This is a genomic window from Bradyrhizobium sp. CIR18 (genome assembly GCF_014198295.1).
GTDB lineage: Bacteria > Pseudomonadota > Alphaproteobacteria > Rhizobiales > Xanthobacteraceae > Bradyrhizobium.
The window spans coordinates 1,459,138-1,478,034 of record NZ_JACIHF010000001.1 but is presented as its reverse complement, the minus strand read 5'-3'; the positions used below and the strand labels follow the sequence as shown (position 1 = coordinate 1,478,034).

The 18,897-nt window shown below is 65.2% G+C and carries 15 protein-coding genes; 10 read left to right on the top strand and 5 right to left on the bottom strand.

The genetic code is table 11. From position 1 onward, the window contains the following. Positions 1-233 precede the first annotated feature (233 nt). Positions 234-1,313 carry a SecDF P1 head subdomain-containing protein gene (locus GGD65_RS07290; RefSeq protein WP_183234759.1) on the bottom strand — a complete coding sequence of 360 codons (1,080 nt, stop codon included), beginning with the start codon at positions 1,311-1,313 and terminating at the stop codon, positions 234-236. Positions 1,314-1,562: 249 nt separating this feature from the next. Here GGD65_RS07290 and GGD65_RS07285 point away from each other — a divergent pair, with 249 nt between their 5' ends. The 5 genes from GGD65_RS07285 to GGD65_RS07265 all read left to right on the top strand — a co-directional run bounded on the left by GGD65_RS07285 (position 1,563) and on the right by GGD65_RS07265 (position 9,421). After that, positions 1,563-3,470 (top strand): acyl-CoA synthetase, encoded by a 1,908-nt coding sequence (locus GGD65_RS07285; protein WP_183234758.1) that lies wholly within the window; start codon positions 1,563-1,565, stop codon positions 3,468-3,470. A 196-nt stretch (positions 3,471-3,666) separates the two neighbouring features. Then, positions 3,667-5,484: a caspase domain-containing protein gene (locus tag GGD65_RS07280; protein WP_183234757.1), complete on the top strand. Its 1,818-nt coding sequence runs from the start codon at positions 3,667-3,669 to the stop codon at positions 5,482-5,484. Next, on the top strand, positions 5,481-7,316 hold the full coding sequence (locus tag GGD65_RS07275; protein WP_210316856.1) for a caspase family protein: 1,836 nt from the start codon (positions 5,481-5,483) through the stop codon (positions 7,314-7,316). The genes GGD65_RS07280 and GGD65_RS07275 overlap by 4 nt, the downstream gene beginning before the upstream one ends. After that, positions 7,313-9,169 (top strand): caspase family protein, encoded by a 1,857-nt coding sequence (locus GGD65_RS07270; RefSeq protein WP_183234756.1) that lies wholly within the window; start codon positions 7,313-7,315, stop codon positions 9,167-9,169. The genes GGD65_RS07275 and GGD65_RS07270 overlap by 4 nt, the downstream gene beginning before the upstream one ends. Positions 9,170-9,274: 105 nt before the next feature. Continuing rightward, positions 9,275-9,421, top strand: a complete 147-nt coding sequence (locus GGD65_RS07265) for a hypothetical protein (protein ID WP_018316563.1) — start codon at positions 9,275-9,277, stop codon at positions 9,419-9,421. Between the two features lie 128 nt (positions 9,422-9,549). Here the strand turns inward: GGD65_RS07265 and GGD65_RS07260 are convergent, their stop codons facing one another. Beyond that, entirely contained in the window at positions 9,550-10,722 is a 1,173-nt protein-coding gene (locus GGD65_RS07260) for a M20 aminoacylase family protein (protein ID WP_183234755.1), read from the bottom strand. A gap of 106 nt (positions 10,723-10,828) precedes the next feature. Next, positions 10,829-12,136, bottom strand: coding sequence for an adenylosuccinate lyase (gene purB / locus GGD65_RS07255; RefSeq protein WP_018316561.1), 1,308 nt, complete (start codon positions 12,134-12,136; stop codon positions 10,829-10,831). Positions 12,137-12,694: 558 nt separating this feature from the next. Between purB and GGD65_RS07250 the strand changes: the two genes are divergently transcribed. Further along, on the top strand, positions 12,695-13,282 hold the full coding sequence (locus GGD65_RS07250) for a TetR family transcriptional regulator (RefSeq protein WP_018316559.1): 588 nt from the start codon (positions 12,695-12,697) through the stop codon (positions 13,280-13,282). A gap of 431 nt (positions 13,283-13,713) precedes the next feature. Here the strand turns inward: GGD65_RS07250 and GGD65_RS07245 are convergent, their stop codons facing one another. After that, a complete protein-coding gene (locus tag GGD65_RS07245; protein WP_183234754.1) occupies positions 13,714-14,364 on the bottom strand; it encodes a response regulator transcription factor in 651 nt (216 codons plus the stop codon). Between the two features lie 7 nt (positions 14,365-14,371). Further along, positions 14,372-15,742, bottom strand: coding sequence for a sensor histidine kinase (locus tag GGD65_RS07240; RefSeq protein WP_183234753.1), 1,371 nt, complete (start codon positions 15,740-15,742; stop codon positions 14,372-14,374). Positions 15,743-15,941: 199 nt separating this feature from the next. Between GGD65_RS07240 and GGD65_RS07235 the strand changes: the two genes are divergently transcribed. From GGD65_RS07235 to GGD65_RS07220, 4 genes are all read left to right on the top strand, one after another. Beyond that, positions 15,942-16,739 carry a MotA/TolQ/ExbB proton channel family protein gene (locus GGD65_RS07235; RefSeq protein ID WP_179734190.1) on the top strand — a complete coding sequence of 266 codons (798 nt, stop codon included), beginning with the start codon at positions 15,942-15,944 and terminating at the stop codon, positions 16,737-16,739. After that, entirely contained in the window at positions 16,736-17,422 is a 687-nt protein-coding gene (locus GGD65_RS07230; protein WP_183234752.1) for a hypothetical protein, read from the top strand. Before GGD65_RS07235 ends, GGD65_RS07230 begins: the two co-directional genes overlap by 4 nt. Beyond that, positions 17,415-18,020 (top strand): hypothetical protein, encoded by a 606-nt coding sequence (locus GGD65_RS07225; RefSeq protein ID WP_018316553.1) that lies wholly within the window; start codon positions 17,415-17,417, stop codon positions 18,018-18,020. The genes GGD65_RS07230 and GGD65_RS07225 overlap by 8 nt, the downstream gene beginning before the upstream one ends. Positions 18,021-18,151: 131 nt before the next feature. Further along, on the top strand, positions 18,152-18,892 hold the full coding sequence (locus tag GGD65_RS07220; protein ID WP_183234751.1) for a metallophosphoesterase: 741 nt from the start codon (positions 18,152-18,154) through the stop codon (positions 18,890-18,892). Positions 18,893-18,897: the final 5 nt, after the last annotated feature.

Genomic DNA, 18,897 nt, shown 5'->3' with positions numbered 1-18,897 from the left:
GCTTTCAGTCCTGGTCGGTATGCTCGACACGTATAGCCGAAATCGAATGACGGCCGCCTGAAATGAAGCCTTTGGCCGTCACGCCGCAAGAGGCAAATTTTAGCCTGATCGGGCGTTTCGGCAATTGCCCGTTGGTTGTGCGTCCGGCCGCAACGCGGCCGTGATTCGGGGCGGGCTTCGGCGTCGCGGAACGGCCGAATGCCCCTGGTGGGGCGCGTCTGACGATCTTCGCCTTATGGCTTGGCGGCGGGTTGGATGACCTGCTGCTCGACGAGGCCAAGACGTCCGGGCAGCGAGCCGGCGCGCAGCAGCATGGCGACGCTGTTCGCCTCTTCCAGGGTGAAGTTGCCGGAAATCTGGACGGAGCCGCCGGTGATGGGCTCGCGGATCACCGGGGAGGAGATCACCTTGTCGTCGAGCGCGATGGCGAAGGGCATTCCAACGTTCTCTGCGGTGATGTGAGCGAAGCGCCGCGTACCGCGGCCGTTGAAGCGGAACGAGGCGATCGGCTCCTTAGTGCCGCTCGAGAATCCCGGCCCCGCGTAGCTGATGTCGTCGCCGTCGAGCGCGCTGGCCTTGACGAGATAGGGAAGCTTGTCCTTGAAGCCGAACATGACTTCCGTGCCCGCCGGAGGCGTGCCGGATTGCGCCTGCTCCGCCGACATCGTGACATCGATCAGGCGGAAGCTGACCTTGACCTTCCTGGCGAAGATCGCGGTGATGCGCTCGGGCTCCATCGTGCCCGGCAGGAAGATGCGGATGCGGTCTGTTCCCTCAGGCTGGACGCTGGCCAGTGTGACGCCGGCGTCCTTAAGGCGCTGCTCGATCATGGCGATGGAATCCTCGACGAGATCGCGCAGCCGTGCGGCGGATGCGGCATCGGTCGGCGCGAGCCTGATCAGCCCGTCTCCGGCGTCGGTCACGGCGAGCGCGTGCGTGGGCAATCCCTCTGCCGCCGAGGCGAGCTTGCGCGTCAGCAGCTCGCGGCCCTTGGCGTCCGCGATCTTGACCTCAACGCCACCGTCACGAATCGCAAGGCCGGAGAAGGCGATCCGGCCCTCGCGCAGGGTCTTGTAGACGTCGTCGCGCAGATCCGTGGTGACCGCCTCCCGCAAGGCGTCACTGTCCACCTTGTAGATGATGCGCGATCCGCCCAGCTTCTCCATCTTGTCGGTGATGAATGCCGCGATCTTGGCCCGCATCTTGTCAAGCTGGCCGTCCGCGGCGAATGTTGCGGAGGGCAGCGCGATGGCTGTTGAGATAGCGCACGCGGCGATCAGCCGTGTGATGCGGTTCCGCAGGGACGTCGTCATGGTGACCTCAAGTCTTGCGGCAGGGCGCTGGCGAGCGAATTCAGTGCCAGTTCTTGGTCCCCGGATCGGCCGCAGAGGTTCAAGCGCCTTAGGTTCGCGTTCGAGCGCCGCAGCCCGTTGGCAATGGACGAACGCCAAATCATCCATCATTCTGTCGGCGCCCGGCCGGCCATCGGTCGGGGCCTCGCCGACCCAAAAATGTCAAAAGACAGGGGGCGTGGACATACATCTGAGGGAGGACGGAATTCCATGGCGGGCATCCACGCGCTCGATCGGCTCATTGGCAATGACTATCCGGATCTTTTGACCGACGAGGAGGTCCGGGCGTTCGAGCGGGTCCCCTATGCGGACCGCATCGCTGCCGAGAGCACGCTTGACGCCATCAAATTGGGTGCGGCGCGCAATCCCGACGGCGCGGCGATCCAGTTTCTGCAAAATGCTGATCCCGCCGACACGCCAGTGGTGGTCACCTACCGCGATTTCATTGCGCGCGTCACGCAGGCTGCCAACATGTTTCACGCGCTCGGCGCGGAGAAAGACGACGTCATCAGCTTCATGCTGCCGCTGGTGCCGGATGCCTTCGTGACGCTGTTCGGCGCGGAGGCCGCCGGCATCGCCAATCCCGTCAATCCGCTGCTCGAGCCGCACCAGATCGCGGAGATCCTGGAAGCTGCGAACACCAAAATCCTGGTGGCGCTCGGGCCGATGCCGGGCACCGATATCTGGCAGAAGGTCGAGCAGATCCGCCCGCAACTCAAGCACCTCAAGGCGATCGTGCAGGTGTTCGGCGGCGGCGATCCGGCGAATGGCATCTTTGCTTTCAGCGACCTGATCAAGCAGCAGCCGTCGGATCAGCTTGTCAGCGGGCGCAAGATTTCGGGTGCCGACATCGCGGCCTATTTCCACACCGGCGGCACCACCGGCACGCCCAAGCTGGTGCGGCACACGCATACCAACCAGGTCTACCAGGCCTGGGCGCTCAACCTGCTGCTAAGGGCGAAGCCCGGTGCCAATTTGCTGTTCGGCATGCCGCTGTTTCACGTCGGGGGATCGCTGACCCAGGTGCTGACGATGCTGTCGGGCGGCGGCTCGCTGGTCGTGCTGTCGCCGAGCGGCTGGCGCAATCCGAATGCGGTGAAGAATATCTGGAAATTGGTCGAGCGCTTCAAGCCGGAAGCGCTGTCGAGCGTGCCGACGGTGCTCGCCGCAACGCTCGCGGTGCCACCTGATCAAGCCGACATCTCAAGCCTCAAATATGCCGCCGGAGGCGGCTCGGCGATCCCCGTCGCGGTCGGCTCGGCGATCCAGGACAAGCTGAGGCTGCCCGTGGTCGAGGTCTACGGCATGACCGAGACCTCGAGCGTGCACACGCTGGCCTATCCATCACGGCCGATCCGGCTCGGCTCGGTCGGCTTGCCCATGCCTTATGCGCGCGTGCGCATCGTGCAACTCGATGCCGATGGTCGCCTGATCCGCGACTGCGCTCCGGATGAGATCGGGGTCGTCATCATGGCAGGGCCCGGCGTGTTCGGCGGCTATCTCAACGACGAGCACAACAAGGGCGCGTTCGTCGACGAGGTCTGGGTCAATTCCGGCGATCTCGGCCGGCTCGACGCCGACGGCTATCTCTGGATCACCGGTCGCGCCAAGGACCTCGTGATCCGTGGTGGCCATAACATCGATCCCGCGCCGGTCGAGGAGATCATGTTCCGGCATCCCGCGGTCGGCTTCGCCGCCGTCGTCGGCCAGCCCGACGCCTATGCCGGCGAACTGCCGGTGGGCTACGTGCAGTTGAAGCCCGGCGCGACCGTGGAGCCCGGCGAACTGGAATCCTGGGTTCGCGAGCGCACGCCGGAGCGGGCCGCCGTCCCGGTGCAGGTCATTCCGATCGACCCGATGCCCGTGACCGGTGTCGGCAAGGTATTCAAGCCTCAATTGCGCTGGGACGCGGCTGAGCGCGTGTTCACCAAGGTGCTCACGCCGCTGGTCGAGCGCGGCATCGATTGCAGGGTCAAAGTCGGTGCCCATGGCAGTCACGGATCGATCACCACCGTGACCCTTGCCGGCCTGCCATCGGACCAGCGCGAGGCGGTTGCGAGCGAGGTACACGCGCTGCTTGCACCCTTCGTCATGCGCCACGAGGTGGTGCAAATGTAAGCGGCCGGGACAGACGGCGGCGTCACCTGGAAAAACCAGGGTGACGCTTCGCCGCATTATCCTTACCCCCGTTAGACCGGCTTGTGTGACAAGAATCACATAGGAAGAATTAGCAATCGGCGACGCTAGCGAATAGTCTCAGGGAATTGCATCCGGGGGGACGCAAGTGATTCCGTTTCGGCTATTTGCTTTGTTGATGTTTGCGATTGGCCTTGCCTGCGGACCGGCGCATGCCGACCGGCGGGTCGCGCTCGTGATCGGCAATTCCGCTTACAAGAGCGCGCCCAAGCTCGGCAATCCCGTGAACGATGCCACGCTGGTCGGCGGCATGTTCAAGAAGGCGGGCTTTGATTCCGTCGACGTCCGGCTGGATCTCAGTGCCAGCGAGATGCGGCGCATGCTGCGCGAGTTCGCCGGCAGGTCGCGCGACGCTGACATGGCGGTGATCTATTACGCCGGCCACGGCATCGAGCTCGATGGAGCCAACTATCTCATTCCGACCGACGCGACACTGGAGACGGATGGCGACGTTCTCGACGAGACCATTCCGGTCGAACGCGCACTTTTCGCGGTCGAGCCGGCCAAGCAGCTGCGCCTGATCATCCTGGATGCCTGCCGCGACAATCCCTTCGCCAAGTCGATGAAGCGCACGCTGGCTTCACGCGCCGTCGGGCGCGGGCTCGCCAAGGTCGAGCCGACCAGCCCGAACACGATGATTGCGTTCGCGGCCAAGGCGGGATCGACGGCGTCCGATGGCGATGCGCGAAACAGTCCGTTCGCCGCTGCGCTGGTCGAGCATCTGCCAAAGCCGGGCCTTGATCTGCGCAAGGCCTTCGGCTTCGTGCGCGACGACGTGCTCAAGAGCACGAACTACAAGCAGGAGCCCTATGTCTACGGCTCGCTCGGGGGCGACGACGTGCCCCTCGTCGTGCGGCCGGCCGCGACCGGTCCGCAGGCCAACCCGCAGGATGCCATTCGCAGGGATTACGAGCTCGCGCTTCAGCTTGCGACGCGCGACGGCTGGGAAGCGTTTCTGGCGGCGTATCCGGACGGTTTCTACGCCAACCTGGCCAAGGGCCAGTTGAACAAGATCGCCGCCGAAGAGACGCGCGCTTCGGCTGAACAAAAGGCGAAGGCCGCCGAGCAGGAAAAGACCAGGCTTATTGCCGAGCGCGCCCAGAAGGCCGAGCAGGAGAAGGCAGCAGCTGCTGCCAAGGCGGCGGAAGAGGCGCGGATCGCCGCAGAGAAGCAAAAGCAGATCGAGCAAGCGAAAGCGGAAGCGGCCGAGCACCAGCGCAAGGTGGCTGAGGCGGCGGCTGCGAAGGCGCTTGCCGAGAAGCAGGCCGTGGAGAAGGCCAAGGCCGAGCTTGCCGCGAAGCAGGCGGCGGAGAGGGCTGAGCAGGCAGCGAAGCCGGCTGCCGACCGGCAGCTGCCCGAAGTCGAGAACCAGAAAGTGGCCGCGCTCTCGCCGGGGCCGACACCCACATTGTCAGCGGCTGACCTCGCCAAATCCGTACAGAGCGAATTGCGCCGCGTCGGGTGCCTGACGTCGGCCGCTGAGGGCGAGTGGAGTTCGGCTGCGCAGCGCTCACTGACGCTGTTCAACAAATATGCCGGCACCCAGCTCGACGTGAAGATCGCGAGCGTGGACGCGCTCGATGCGCTGAAGGCGAAACCGGGGCGGGTCTGCCCGCTGGTGTGCAATTTCGGCTTCAAGGCCGACGGCGATCAATGCGTCAAGATCACCTGCCGCGCCGGCTATCGCGTCGGCGACGATAACGAGTGCGAGAAGGTGCCGGAGAAGAAGCCGGTCGCGACGCGCGAGGACACGCGGAAGCGCGACGCAGACCGCAGGGCAAGCGAAACCGCGCCGTCGGCACCGCAGGCATCCGGCCAGATATTCTGCAATGCTGCCGGCTGCCGCCCCGTCGGCAAGGGATGCAGAATAGAGCGCGCCAGCACCGCTGATGCGAGCGCAGTGATGGCCGGCCGAACGAGAGAGGTCTGCAATTGAGAGCGTATCGCTTCATTGCTGCCATCATCTTCGGGACCTGGCTCGTTTGCGGGCCAGCGCAGGCCCAGAAGCGCGTCGCGCTCGTCATCGGGAATTCCGCCTACAAGAGCGCTCCGAAGCTGGGCAATCCGGTGAACGATGCCGGCTTGATCGGAGGTATGCTCAAGAAAGCCGGATTCGACACGGTCGACGTCAGGCAGGACCTGAGCGCACCTGAAATGCGCAAGGCGCTGCGGGAGTTCGGTACCCGGACACGGGATGCCGACATCGCGGTCATTTACTACGCTGGCCACGGCATGGAGGTGGATGGCACCAACTATCTGATCCCGACCGATGCCGCGCTCGAGGCCGACACCGACGTCTACGACGAGGCGTTGCCGATCGATCGCGTGTTGGTGAGCATCGAGCCTGCCAAGCAGCTTCGGCTCGTCATTCTCGACGCCTGCCGCGACAATCCCTTTGCCAAGACGATGAAGCGCACGGTGGCCTCGCGCGCGATCGGGCGGGGCCTCGCCAAGATCGAGCCGACCACCCCGAATACGATGATTGCGTTCGCGGCCAAGGCCGGTTCGACGGCGTCCGATGGAGACTCCCGGAACAGCCCGTTCGCTACGGCTCTCGCAGAGCACCTGCCAAAACCGGGCCTCGATCTGCGCAAGGCATTCGGCTTCGTGCGCGATGACGTGCTGAAGAGCACCGCGAACAAGCAAGAGCCTTTCGTTTATGGCTCGCTCGGCGGCGATGACGTGCCGCTCGTTCCTGCCAAGCCCGTTGCGACCGGCCCGCAAGCCAATCCGCAGTCTGAGCTCAGGCGAGACTATGAACTTGCGCTCCAACTCGGCACTCGTGACGGCTGGGAAGCGTTCCTGGCGCAATATCCTGAGGGATTCTATGCGAATCTCGCCAAAGGCCAGTTGAACAAGATCGGCGCCGAAGAGACGCGTGCCTCAGCCGAGCAAAAGGCGAAGGCCGCCGAGCAGGAAAAGACCAGGCTTATTGCCGAGCGCGCCCAGAAGGCCGAGCAGGACAAGGCGGCCGCTGCGGCCAAGGTTGCCGAAGATGCCCGCATTGCCGCAGAGAAGCAGAAGCAGATCGAGCAGGCGAGGGCCGAGGCGGCCGAGCAGCAGCGCAAGATAGCGGAGGCGGCGGCAGCGAAGGCCTTGGCCGAGAAGCAGGCCGTGGAGAAGGCCAAGGCCGAGCTTGCTGCCAAGCAGGCGGCAGAAAAAGCTGAGCAGGCAGCGAAGCCGGCCGCCGACCGGCAGCTGCCCGAGCCTGAGCAGAAAGTTGCTGCTCTCTCACCCGGGGCTGCCTCGACACTATCCGCAGCCGACCTCGCCAAGGCGGTACAGAGCGAATTGCGCCGCGTCGGGTGCCTGACGTCGGCCGCTGAGGGCGAGTGGAGTTCGGCCGCGCAGCGCTCACTGACGCTGTTCAACAAATATGCCGGCACCCAGCTCGACGTGAAGATCGCGAGCGTGGACGCGCTCGATGCCCTGAAGGCGAAACCGGGGCGGGTCTGCCCGCTGGTTTGCAATTTCGGCTTCAAGGCCGACGGCGACCAATGCGTCAAGATCACCTGCCGCGCCGGCTATCGCGTCGGCGAGGACAATGAATGCGAAAAGGTCCAGGAAAAGAAGCCGGTCGCGACACGCGAGGAGTCGCGGAGGCGGGATACGGATCGAAAGCAAACGGAAGCCGCACCGTCGGCGCCCCAGGCGTCCGGACAGATGGTCTGCGGCAACGCGGGCTGTCGGCCGGTCGCAAAGGGGTGTCGTCTCGGAACGGCGAAGCAAAATCACGGAGTCACTGTCACCACCGAGATCTGCAATTGAGCGTGTATCGGCTCATTGGCGTGATAGCCCTTGCGACCTTGTTCGCTTGTGGGCCGGTCTGGGCCGAAAAGCGCGTCGCGCTCGTGATCGGCAACTCCGCCTACAAGAATACGCTGCGGCTCACCAATCCCGTGAACGATGCCGCCCTTGTCGGCGACATGTTCAAGAAGGCCGGCTTCGATGCGGTCGACGTCAAAACAGATCTCAATGCCTCCGAGATGCGGCGGACGCTGCGTGACTTTGCCGGCAGGGTCCGCGACGCCGACATGGCTGTGATCTACTATGCTGGCCACGGCATCGAGCTCGACGGCAACAACTATCTCATCCCGACCGACGCCATGCTGGAGACCGACGGCGACGTTCTCGACGAGACGGTTGCGCTTGATCGTGCGCTGTTCGCCGTCGAGCCGGCCAAGCGGCTGCGCCTCGTCATCCTCGACGCCTGCCGCGACAATCCCTTTTCCAAGACCATGAAGCGCATGGTGGCCGCGCGCGCGATCGGGCGAGGTCTTGCCAAGGTCGAGCCGACCAGCCCGAACACGATGATTGCGTTCGCGGCCAAGGCGGGATCGACGGCATCCGACGGCGATTCCCGCAACAGTCCCTTCGCCACGGCGCTGGTCGAGCACCTGCCGAAGCCGGGGCTGGATCTGCGCAAGGCGTTCGGTTTCGTGCGGGACGACGTTCTGAAGAACACCGGCAACAGGCAGGAGCCCTATGTCTACGGCTCGCTCGGCGGCGACGACGTGCCGCTGGTGCCGGCGAAGCCAGTCACTGTGGCGGGGCCGCAGGCCAATCCACAGGACAGCGTGCGCAGGGACTATGAGCTTGCGCTTCAGGCGGGCCTGCGTGAGGCCTGGGAAGCCTTCCTGCAGACCTATCCGGATGGCTTCTACGCCAATCTCGCCCGCGTGCAGCTGAAGAAGATTGCCGCCGAAGAGGAGCGCACGGCGGCGACCGAGAAAGCCCGGCAGGCCGAGCAGGAGAAGGTGAAGCTCGCCGCCGAACGGGCCCACAAGGCGGAGCTGGAAAAGGCCGCCGCAGCCGCCAAAGCCGCCGAGGACGCGCGGATCGCCGCGGAGAAGCAGAAGCAGGTCGAGCAGGCGAGGGCTGAAGCAGCCGAGCGCGAGCGCAAGATCGCCGAGGCTGCGGCCGCGAAAGCGCTGGCCGAGAAGCAGGCGGCAGAGAAGGTCAAGGCCGAACTCGCTGCGAGGCAAGCCGCCGAGAAAACCGAGCAGGCCGCAAAGTCGGGGGCCGATCGACAGTTGCCCGAGGCCGAGCAGAAAGTTGCTGCCCTCTCGCCTGTACCAGCATCCACCTTATCGGCGGCTGATCTTACAAAATCCGTCCAGAGCGAGTTGCGCCGTGTCGGCTGCCTCACCTCGGCTGTGGAGGGCGAGTGGACGTCGGCCGCGCAGCGCTCACTGACGCTCTTCAACAAATATGCCGGAACCCAGTTCGACGTGAAGCTCGCCAGCGTCGACGCACTCGATGCCCTCAAGGCGAAGCCGGGGCGCGTCTGCCCGCTCGTGTGCAATTTCGGCTTCAAGGCCGACGGCGATCAATGCGTGAAGATCACCTGCCGCGCCGGCTATCGCGTCGGTGACGACAACGAGTGCGAGAAGGTCCAGGAGAAGAAGCCGGTCGCGACGCGCGAGGATTCAAGGAGACGGGATACGGAGCGAAAGCAATCCGAATCTTCGCCGTCCAAACCCGAGGCCAGCGGGCAGATCTTTTGCAATTCGGCGGGCTGTCGCCCGGTTCAAAAAGGATGCCGGCTTGTAAGCGGGGTTATCCAGGGAAGGGTCAGTCCGAATGCCGCGGCCGGCGGCAATTATGAGGTCTGTAATTGAGCGCCGCTCGCAGCGGACGTGGTGGGAGAACGTAGTCCGCGGCCGACGGACGCCGTGCTACGTCGCCGTCGTCTATTCCTTCGCACCGAGGGAGATCGCGTACTGGTGCCGCCGACACCGAAAAAGCTGATCGACCCTCGCCCGAACGTCGCGCTCGCGGCCAAGACCTGTGACGCTTATGTCAGGCCCGACGGGCTGATGTTCGTCTCCGACTGGAACGCCGGCATGCATGTGCTGCAATATCAGGGATGAGAGTGGGCAGGGTGGGTTAGCCGAAGGCGTAACCCACCCTGGCCATATCCGCGGAAACAGAAGTGGTGGGTTACGCCTAGTCGATGCGCTTGCGCATCCACGGGGCTAAAACCCACCCTACAGACCTTCTACCCCGCCGGCATCCGTGTCTCGACCAGGCGCGCCCAGAACGAGGCGCCGTGGCCCAAAATGTTGTCGTTGAAGACATAGGCCGGGTGATGGCACTCGTTGCCGTCGCCCATGCCGACCAGCACCATCGCGCCGGGACGCGCCTCCAGCATGAACGAGAAATCCTCGGCGCCCATCATCGGGATGAACTTGTCGTTGACGCGATCGGCGCCGACGATGTCGCGGGCAACGTCCGCGGCAAGGCCGGCCTCGCGCGCATGGTTCATCGTCACCGGATACATCCGGCTGTATTTGGTCTCGGCCGAACCGCCATAGGCGCGGGCGACGCTATCGGCGACTTCGCCGATGCGGCGCTCGACGAGATCACGCACCTCGGGATCGAGCGTGCGCACGGTACCGCCGAGCTCGGCGACCTCCGGGATGATGTTGAAGGCGGTGCCGGAGTGGAACTGCGTGATCGAGATGACGGCCGACTTCAGCGGATCGACGTTGCGAGCCACGATCGATTGCAGCGCGTTGACGATCTGCGAGCCGATCAGCACGCTGTCGACGGATTTGTGCGGGCCCGCGCCGGCGTGGCCGCCCTTGCCGTGAACGGTGATCTGGATGTTGTCGGAGGAGGCCAGCATCGCGCCGGGGGTGGTCGCGAAATGGCCTTCGGGCAGGCCCGGCATGTTGTGCATGCCGTAGACCTCCTGGATGTTCCAGCGCGTCATCAGCCCGTCCTCGACCATGGCCTTGCCGCCCCCGCCGCCTTCCTCGGCGGGCTGGAAGATCATGATCGCCGTGCCGTCGAAATTGCGCGTCTCGGCGAGATATTTGGCGGCGCCCAGCAGCATCGCGGTGTGGCCGTCATGGCCACAAGCGTGCATCTTGCCGGGGACCTTCGACGCATAAGGCACGCCCGACGTCTCCATGATCGGCAGCGCATCCATGTCGGCGCGGAGCCCAATGGTCTTGCCGGAGGCGGATTTGCAGCCGCGGATCACCCCGACAACGCCGGTGCGCCCGATACCCGTCACCACTTCGTCGCAGCCGAATTCGCGCAACTTCTCGGCGACGATGCCGGCGGTGCGGTGGACCTCGTAGAGCAATTCGGGGTTCTCGTGGAAGTCATGGCGCCAGGCGGCCATTTCGTCGGAGAGGGCGGCAACGCGGTTGACGATGGGCATGGGGTGGGATCCGTTTTTTCTTCGTAGGGCGGGTTAGCGTAGCGTAACCCGCCGCGATGCCGGGACGGAAGGCGGATTACGCTACGCTAATCCGCCCTACAAGGTGTCAGCTTTCGCCGAACACGCGCTTGAAGATCGTGTCGACGTGCTTGAGGTGATAGCCGAGGTCGAACTGCTCCTCGATCTCGGCGTCCGAGAGATACTTCTTCACCTCGGTGTCCTTCTTCAGCAGCTGAAGGAAATCGCCTTCACCGCGCCAGACCGGCATCGCGTTGCGCTGCACGAGCTTGTAGGCGTCCTCGCGGCTCGCGCCCTTCTGCGTGAGCGCCAGGAGCACGCGCTGCGAATGCACGAGGCCGCCGAGGCGGTCGAGGTTCTTCTGCATGTTGGCGGGATAGACCAGGAGCTTGTCGATCAGGCCGGCGAGGCGCACCAGTGCGAAGTCGAGCGTCACGGTGGCATCCGGGCCCATCATGCGCTCGGCCGAGGAGTGCGAGATGTCGCGCTCGTGCCAGAGCACGACGTTCTCCAGCGCAGGCGTCACATAGGCGCGCACCATACGGGAGAGGCCGGTGAGGTTTTCCGACAGCACCGGGTTGCGCTTGTGCGGCATCGCGGAGGAGCCCTTTTGTCCTTCCGAGAAGAACTCTTCGGCCTCCAGCACTTCGGTGCGCTGCATGTGGCGGATCTCTACCGCGATGCGCTCGACCGAGGAGGCGATCACGCCGAGCGTCGAGAAATACATCGCATGGCGGTCGCGCGGGATCACCTGGGTCGAGATCGGCTCGGGGACGAGGCCCATGGCTTTCGCAACGTGCTCTTCGACGCGCGGATCGATCTGCGCGAAGGTGCCGACGGCGCCTGATATGGCGCAGGTCGCGACCTCCTTGCGCGCCGCGATCAGGCGCTCCTTGGCGCGCGAGAATTCGGCATAGGCATAAGCGAGCTTGAGGCCGAAGGTGACGGGCTCGGCATGGATGCCGTGGCTGCGGCCGATGGTCGGCGTCATCTTGTGCTCGAAGGCGCGCTTCTTGAGCGCGGCCAGCACCTTGTCGAGGTCGGCGAGCAGCAGGTCGGCGGCGCGGGTGAGCTGGACGTTGAGGCAGGTATCGAGCACGTCGGACGAGGTCATGCCCTGGTGAACGAAGCGCGCCTCGGGGCCGACGATCTCGGCGAGGTGAGTGAGGAAGGCGATGACATCGTGCTTGGTCTCGCGCTCGATCTCGTCGATGCGGGCGACGTCGAAGGTGGCGTCCTTGGCCTTGGCCCAGACGGTTTTGGCGGCCTCCTTCGGGATGGTGCCGAGCTCGGCGAGGGCGTCCGCCGCATGCGCCTCGATCTCGAACCAGATCTTGAACCGGGTCTGCGGCTCCCAGATCGAGGCCATTTCCGGGCGGGTATAGCGGGGGATCATCTGACGGCTCCAGGAAGGTGGGCGGGCGATCCCGAGGGGCGGCGCCGGCCAAAATGCTTTTTACGCCGTGATTTAACAGAGCAGGCAGGGCGAAACAAACGGTCTGGGCCCCGGGAGAGGGGGATCGCCGAGCTATCCACCGGACCGGAGGCAGGGGGTTGGCGACCCCAGCCGCAAATATTAACTGTCAATCACGGATCATTGACTGACAGATATTGAAATCTGTCATCGGGACGTGTATATCCGTTCTCGGACGCTCCGATTGGGCGTCCCGCGACAAGCCCCGGGGAGCCCGACATCCGAGCCAAGCTCGGATCGGAGGGCGGATTGAAGAGCGGGGACCGCGGACGAATGGAGACTTAAGAGAATGACAACCGAAATCATCAACCTCACCGGCGCGATTGGGCATTGGCTCAATTTGCTGGTGGCGCGCCAGATCGCGGCGCAGGCTGCAAAACTGCCTCATTAAGGCGAGAGCTTTCCGAAACGGCCGGCATGGGCGCTTCGGAAGCAGCTCCATCGCCGGATAACTGAGCCCAACGGGAACATGGTGCTGGCATGAATGAAGCCGTTGTCTTGACGCCGGAGCGGATCCTCGAAGTGACCGAGGACGTCTTGCGGCGTTACGGACTTGCCAAGGCCACCGTGGTCGACGTTGCCCGTGCGCTCGATGTGAGCCACGGCAGCGTCTATCGCCATTTCCCGAGCAAGGCCTCGCTGCGCGAGGCCGTCGCCAAACGCTGGCTGGACCGCATCGACGCGCCGCTCCGCCAGATCGCCGCGGAGCAGGGCCCGGCGCCGGCGCGGCTCGAGCGCTGGCTGCGCACGCTGTTCGCCGCCAAGCGTTCGCGTGTGCTCGACGACCCCGAGATGTTCGAGACCTATCTGACGCTGGCGCGCGAGGCCTGCGCGGCCGTCAAATGTCACAAGGACACCATGATCGACCAGATCTCGGCGATCCTGACGGACGGCGTGAAGCAGGGCGCATTCGCCATCGGCGACGTCAAGACCACCGCGCGCGCGATCTTCGATGCCACCGTCCGCTTCCACCATCCGGCGCATGCCGACGAATGGAAGGACGCTGATCTGCCGGCGCGTGTCGACGCGACGCTCGCGCTGGTGCTGCGCGGCCTGAAGGCGGCCTAGACCCGGAAGCCTATCTCACCCTCTTGCCTTGTGAAGAAGCGCACTCTCCCGAACGGGGGGCGCGGCCGTTGCGTGCCTGCGCGGCTGAAACGCACCGCCGTTGGTCGCCGGTACGACTGGCGGGCTCTCCGGATATGCATTGACCGCGATTTCGACGGCATCCTTTGACCGCTTTCGAAGGCGGTAGAATGTCAGCTCCTGCTCGAGCATGGGGCAGCGGAAGTGGACGACGGCCGTATCGGGCAGGCGGCAAAGTTCATCGATGAGCTCGCCTACGGTGATGATCGGGGGATGGTCGACTGCCTTGTGATGAGCCTTACTCATGGCGATTCCTCCACTCTACTCCTAACCGGAGCCGGATGGCCTCCGTTCCATCGGGCCCGGCAGATTCGAAGTCTTCAAGTGACGTGGGGAAAGCGGCAGCCCCGCTGCTAGATCTTCGTCAGCCCGCAGGTCGCGGCGAGCCGCACCAGCTGCGCGTCGGTGCGCGCGCCGGTCTTGGTCTTGATCAAATAGTGGTAGTTCTGCACTGTCTTCACACTGAGATTGAGATGCGTCGCGATCTGCTCGGTGGTGGCGCCGCCGGCAAATTGACGCAGGATCTCGATCTCGCGTTCGCCCAGCTGATCCAGCGCTGAGCCCGCCGACAGGCTGTCCTCGGCGAGGATGTGCGCGATATCGTCGCTCATGGCCCGCTCGCCGCGCGCGACAGCGCGGATCGCGGTGACGACGGCGGACGGCTCGCTGCTCTTGGTAACGAAGCCGCTGGCTCCCGCGCTGAAGGCGGCTTTTACCAGCACGGCCTCGTTGTGCATGGTGAAGACGAGGATCCGCGCCCGCGGACTGCGCGCGCGGATGTTGCGGATCGCCTCCAGCCCGCTCGCGCCGGGCATCGAGATGTCGAGCAAGACGACCTCGGGATCATGCGCCTTGAATGCGCCGTAGGCGTCCGCGGCGTTGTCGGCCTCCGCCACGACATGCAGGTCGCCCTGGCTTTCCAGCACGCGCCGATAGCCTTGGCGGACGATCGGGTGGTCGTCTACGAGCAGCACGGAGATGCCTGTTGCTGCAACCTCGCTCATTCCGCCCTCACGCGGCCAGCGGGATAGTGGCGGCGACACTGAGGCCGCCGCGGGCAGGCAGGATCGAGAGCGATCCGCCGGCCGCCGTGACGCGCTCGCGGATGCCGGTCAGGCCGAAGCCGGCCGATTGCGAGACGCGCTCCGCATCACCGCCGCCGTCGTCCTCGACGCGGATCAGCAGCGCGTCGTCCTCGCCGGCCCGGCGTTCGATGCGCAAAGAGATCTCGTGCGCCGCACCGTGACGCAGCGCGTTGGTCAGGCATTCCTGTGCCACGCGATAGGCCGTGGTGGCGGCCGGGCCGCTGATGTCAGTGAGGTCACCCCTGAGATCGAGCTGGATCGTCGGCCGCGCCGCGCTCTGCGAGCGCCAGCTGTCGACGAGGTTGACGAGGCTTGCCTCGAGCCCGAGCTCCTCGGGCAGGGGATTGCGCAGACGCTTCAGCGCATCGCGGAGCGATGCCATCAGATGATGGGTCGCCTGCGAGATCATGCGCGCATCCTGCGCGATGCCATTATCCCGGTTGTCTTTCGTGCTCGCCGTTTCGATCGTGTTGGCGAAGGCGAGAATGGCGGAAAGATTCTGTCCGAACTCGTCGTGCAGCTCGCGGGCGAGGGCGCGGCGCTCGTCGTCCCGGATCTCGATCAGGCGCCGCGTCAGCGCGGCGCGCTGCTCGGTAGCTTCCTCCAGCCGGCCGCCGAGCTCGTCGACGGCGCTGCCGATCATCGCCAGCTCCATGGAGCGGAAGCGCGGCAGTTTGGTGCGATACTGCCCGCGCGCCATGCGCTGCAGGGCGGTCACGATCGTGCGCGCCGGTGCTAGCGCATGCGCGATCGCCAGCGAAGCCAGCAGCGCGATCGCCGCCGCCATCAGTAGCGCGACGTCGATCACGTTGAGGACGTATTCCCAGGCGAGCGAGATGGCGGCCGCGGCATCCGGCGTCGCGACCACGGTGCCGGCGGTCGCGGCGCGTGGACTGACGGGCCGAACCACCTCGGCGTGGCTGCCGAGGAAGGTCGGCACGATCGCGGCGAACCAGCGCGGCGGGATCTTGCCCAGCCCTTCGCTCTGGCCGCAGAGCGGCTTCTCGAATGCCGCGGCTGGCTGGAACTCGACGCAGACTCCGGGCGAGATCAGCTTCATGGTCTCCAGGGTGCGCCAGTCCGGAACGGGCAGGAGATGCTCGCGCGCTCTGCTGCTGCGCAACAAAAGCTCGCGCCAATACAGCGCCTGAAGCGCCTGCGCGACCCGCTGCGCCGAGGCCGCAGTGGACCGGTCGACGCTGCGATAGGCGTCGAATGTGGCCCATATGGTTGCCGCGCCAAGGCACAGGGCCACGATAAGCAGCAGACGGGCGACAAGCTGAAGCACGAGGCGCATGCGATCATCCCCGACGTTTGATAAGCTCAGCCTAACAACGCCGCCGCGCCTTGCCAATTGCGGGGTGTGGCGGGACTGCTGCTCGGGCAAATTTCCCAAGCCGGATTGGGCATGGGTCTTTGGACCTGATACGGCGGCTTTGATCTAATCGACCGGAAATCTTTGCAGGCCAATCGTTGCGGGCCGGGAGCAGTGCAGCATGAGTTCGATCACGATTGGACCGATCGCGGGAACCGGGACCGACCCATCCGAGCGCAGCGCGCTCCTGTTCTGGATGATCTTCACGGGGCTCTCGATCTTCGCCGTCGTGCTGCTGTGGCGGTTCGGCCTGATCCATCTGATGCTGACCTCGGACCGGACCTACATTTCGAGCGTCATCGCGGTGCTCTATGTCCTGACCTGCGGCCACTGCTTCCTGCGCACGCGGGCGATCGCGCGTGAAGGCGCAGCGGCGCGGCGCTGCCGCGAGGCGCTCGCCGCGCCTGACGGTGGCAAGGTGCTCGATGCGAGCGCGGCGGCGCTGCCGCGCGGCCTGGTGCGCGACCACATCCAGAGCCTGGTGACGAAAGCGGCCGCGCAGGGCTACCGCCCGGTCGACCAGACGCTGCTGCTGCGGACGCTCGCGGACCGGCTGCGCGGCTCCAATGGGTTCGGCGCCTTCGTCTCGGATACGCTGATGAAGCTCGGCCTGCTCGGCACCATCGTCGGCTTCATCATCATGCTGGCGCCGATCGCGGGGCTGGATGCCGCCGACAAGGTCGCGATGCGCTCCTCGATGGGGCTGATGAGCGACGGCATGGCGGTCGCGATGTACACGACGCTCGCCGGCCTCGTCGGCTCGATCCTGGTCCGTATCCAATACTACATGCTGGATGCCGCGACCCAGCGGGTGTTCTCGGATGCGGTGGTGCTGACCGAGACCTATGTGACGCCGGTGCTGGAGCGCAAGGGGTCTGAAAAGGGGTCTGGGATCAAGGGTGCCGGGATCCCGTCATGATGGATGATTTCGGTCTCTATCCGCGCGAGGAGCCGTTCGATCCGCTGGGCGTGATGCTGTTCAAGGCGCTCCAGGTGATCGCGTTCCTGTTCTTTCTTGCGCTGCTCGCGGTCTCCCCGGATGCCAAGGAGGGCAAGATCGATTCCAAGGCGGAGTTCATGATCACGCTGGACTGGCCGGACAGCCACCCCGACGATCTCGACCTGTTCGTGCAGGATCCCGCCGGCAATATCGCCTGGTACCGCCATCGTGAGGCCGGCTTCCTGACGCTCGATCGCGACGACCGCGGCGGGGCCAACGACTTCATCATCGTCGCTGGCAAGAAGATCGCCTCGCCCATCCGCGAGGAGATCGTCACCGTGCGCGGCATCCTCGCCGGCGAATACACCGTCAACGTCTCGCATTTCGTGGCGACGACAGGTGAGCCCGTTACGGCCAATGTGAAGGTGCAGAAGCTCAATCCGACCGCGCAGGTGGTCTTCGACAACAAGTTCACGCTCGATCACACCGGCGACGAAAAGACCGCGGTGCGGTTCCGGATCGACGCCGAAGGCAAGGTCGTCAATGTGGACCAGCGGCCGAAATCGCTGCTGGAGACGTTCCGCAGCAGCTGGCGCAACGGGGCCGATCTCGACCCGGGGACCGGGGTGAGCAGTAACGCCAAGAGGATACGCCGTGACTAATCTGCAAACGGTCATCCTCACGCTGTCGGTTGCCTATGCCGTGATCGGTGCGCTGCTGCTGATCGTGCTGGTCTATGGGCGGCTGCACTGGTCGTTCAAGGCGGTCGCGGTGGTGGTCACCAGCGCGTTCTACATCGTCAGCTTCAGCGAGATGCGCGGCCTGCTCGGTTGGGCCAGCACCGACCGGCTGCCGACGACGTTCAAGCTGCTGAAGTCCCGCATCGTCGAGCCGCATTCGCTTCAGGGTGACCCCGGCTCGATCTATCTGTGGGTCGAGCAGCTGGACGAGGACAATCGCCCGAGCGGCATTCCGCGCGCCTTCCGCGTCCCCTACGACGACAGGCTCGCCGACAAGACCCATGCCGCGGAGAACGAGATCGCTCTGGGACATCCGCAAGGCGGCCGCGCCGCCGATTTCGGCGGCGGCGATGGCAGCCTCATCGATATGGTCCGGGAATATGTGACGCCGAAGACCATTTTGGAGACCACCGGCGGCGATTCCTCGACCGGCGAATTCCTTGCCCCGCCGGCCGGCGCGCAAGGCGCCGTGTTCACGCCGATACCGCCGCCCCGGATGCCGCCAAAGGACGAGCAATAGGCCCTTCGTCATCGCCGCAGGATCATCACCGCAAGGCTGCGCTGGTAAACGGCGCGGCGCTGGCGCATGGTTTTGACCTCCCTCAATTTGGCCTTACCGGCCTTCAATAAGAATTGGAGGGTGGAGGGTGCGTGCTCCTAGCGGTCTTTTCGGATATCCATGGCAACAGACAGGCCTTCGAGGCCTGCCTGAAGGCTGCCCGCGCGAGGGGCGCGGAGCGGTTCGTCCTGCTTGGCGATTTCGTCGGCTATGGCGCCGATCCGGAATGGGTGGTGGATACCGCGAAGGAGCTCGTTGCCCAGGGTGCGATCGCCGTCCGCGGCAATCACGACCAGGCGGTCAATTCCTCGACGGAGACCATGAACGCCGAGGCGCAAATCGCGATCGAATGGACCCGCGGCCGGCTTGATACCGCGCAGCGGCGGTTCCTGACCGAACTGCCGATGCTGGTGGAGGATAGCGATCGTCTCTTCGTGCATTCGGAAGCCTCCAACCCCCAGCGCTGGCACTATGTCCGCTCGACGGTGGACGCCGCCAAGAGCCTGATTGCAACGCCCGCTCATGTCACGTTCTGCGGCCACATCCATCGTCCCGCGCTCTATTCGATGTCGGTGACGGCCAAGATGACGAGCTTCGTGCCGAAGACCGACGTTCCGGTGCAGCTTCTGCGCGGCCGGCAATGGCTCGCCGTGCTCGGCTCGGTCGGCCAGCCCCGCGACGGCGATCCGTCGGCAGCCTTCGTCTTGTTCGACACCGAGACGTGCCAGATCACCTACTGCCGCGCGCCCTATGACATCGGGACCGCGGCGGACAGGATTCGCGACAACGGCCTGCCGCACTGGCTCGCCGATCGGCTCTCGCAGGGGCGCTAGAGGCC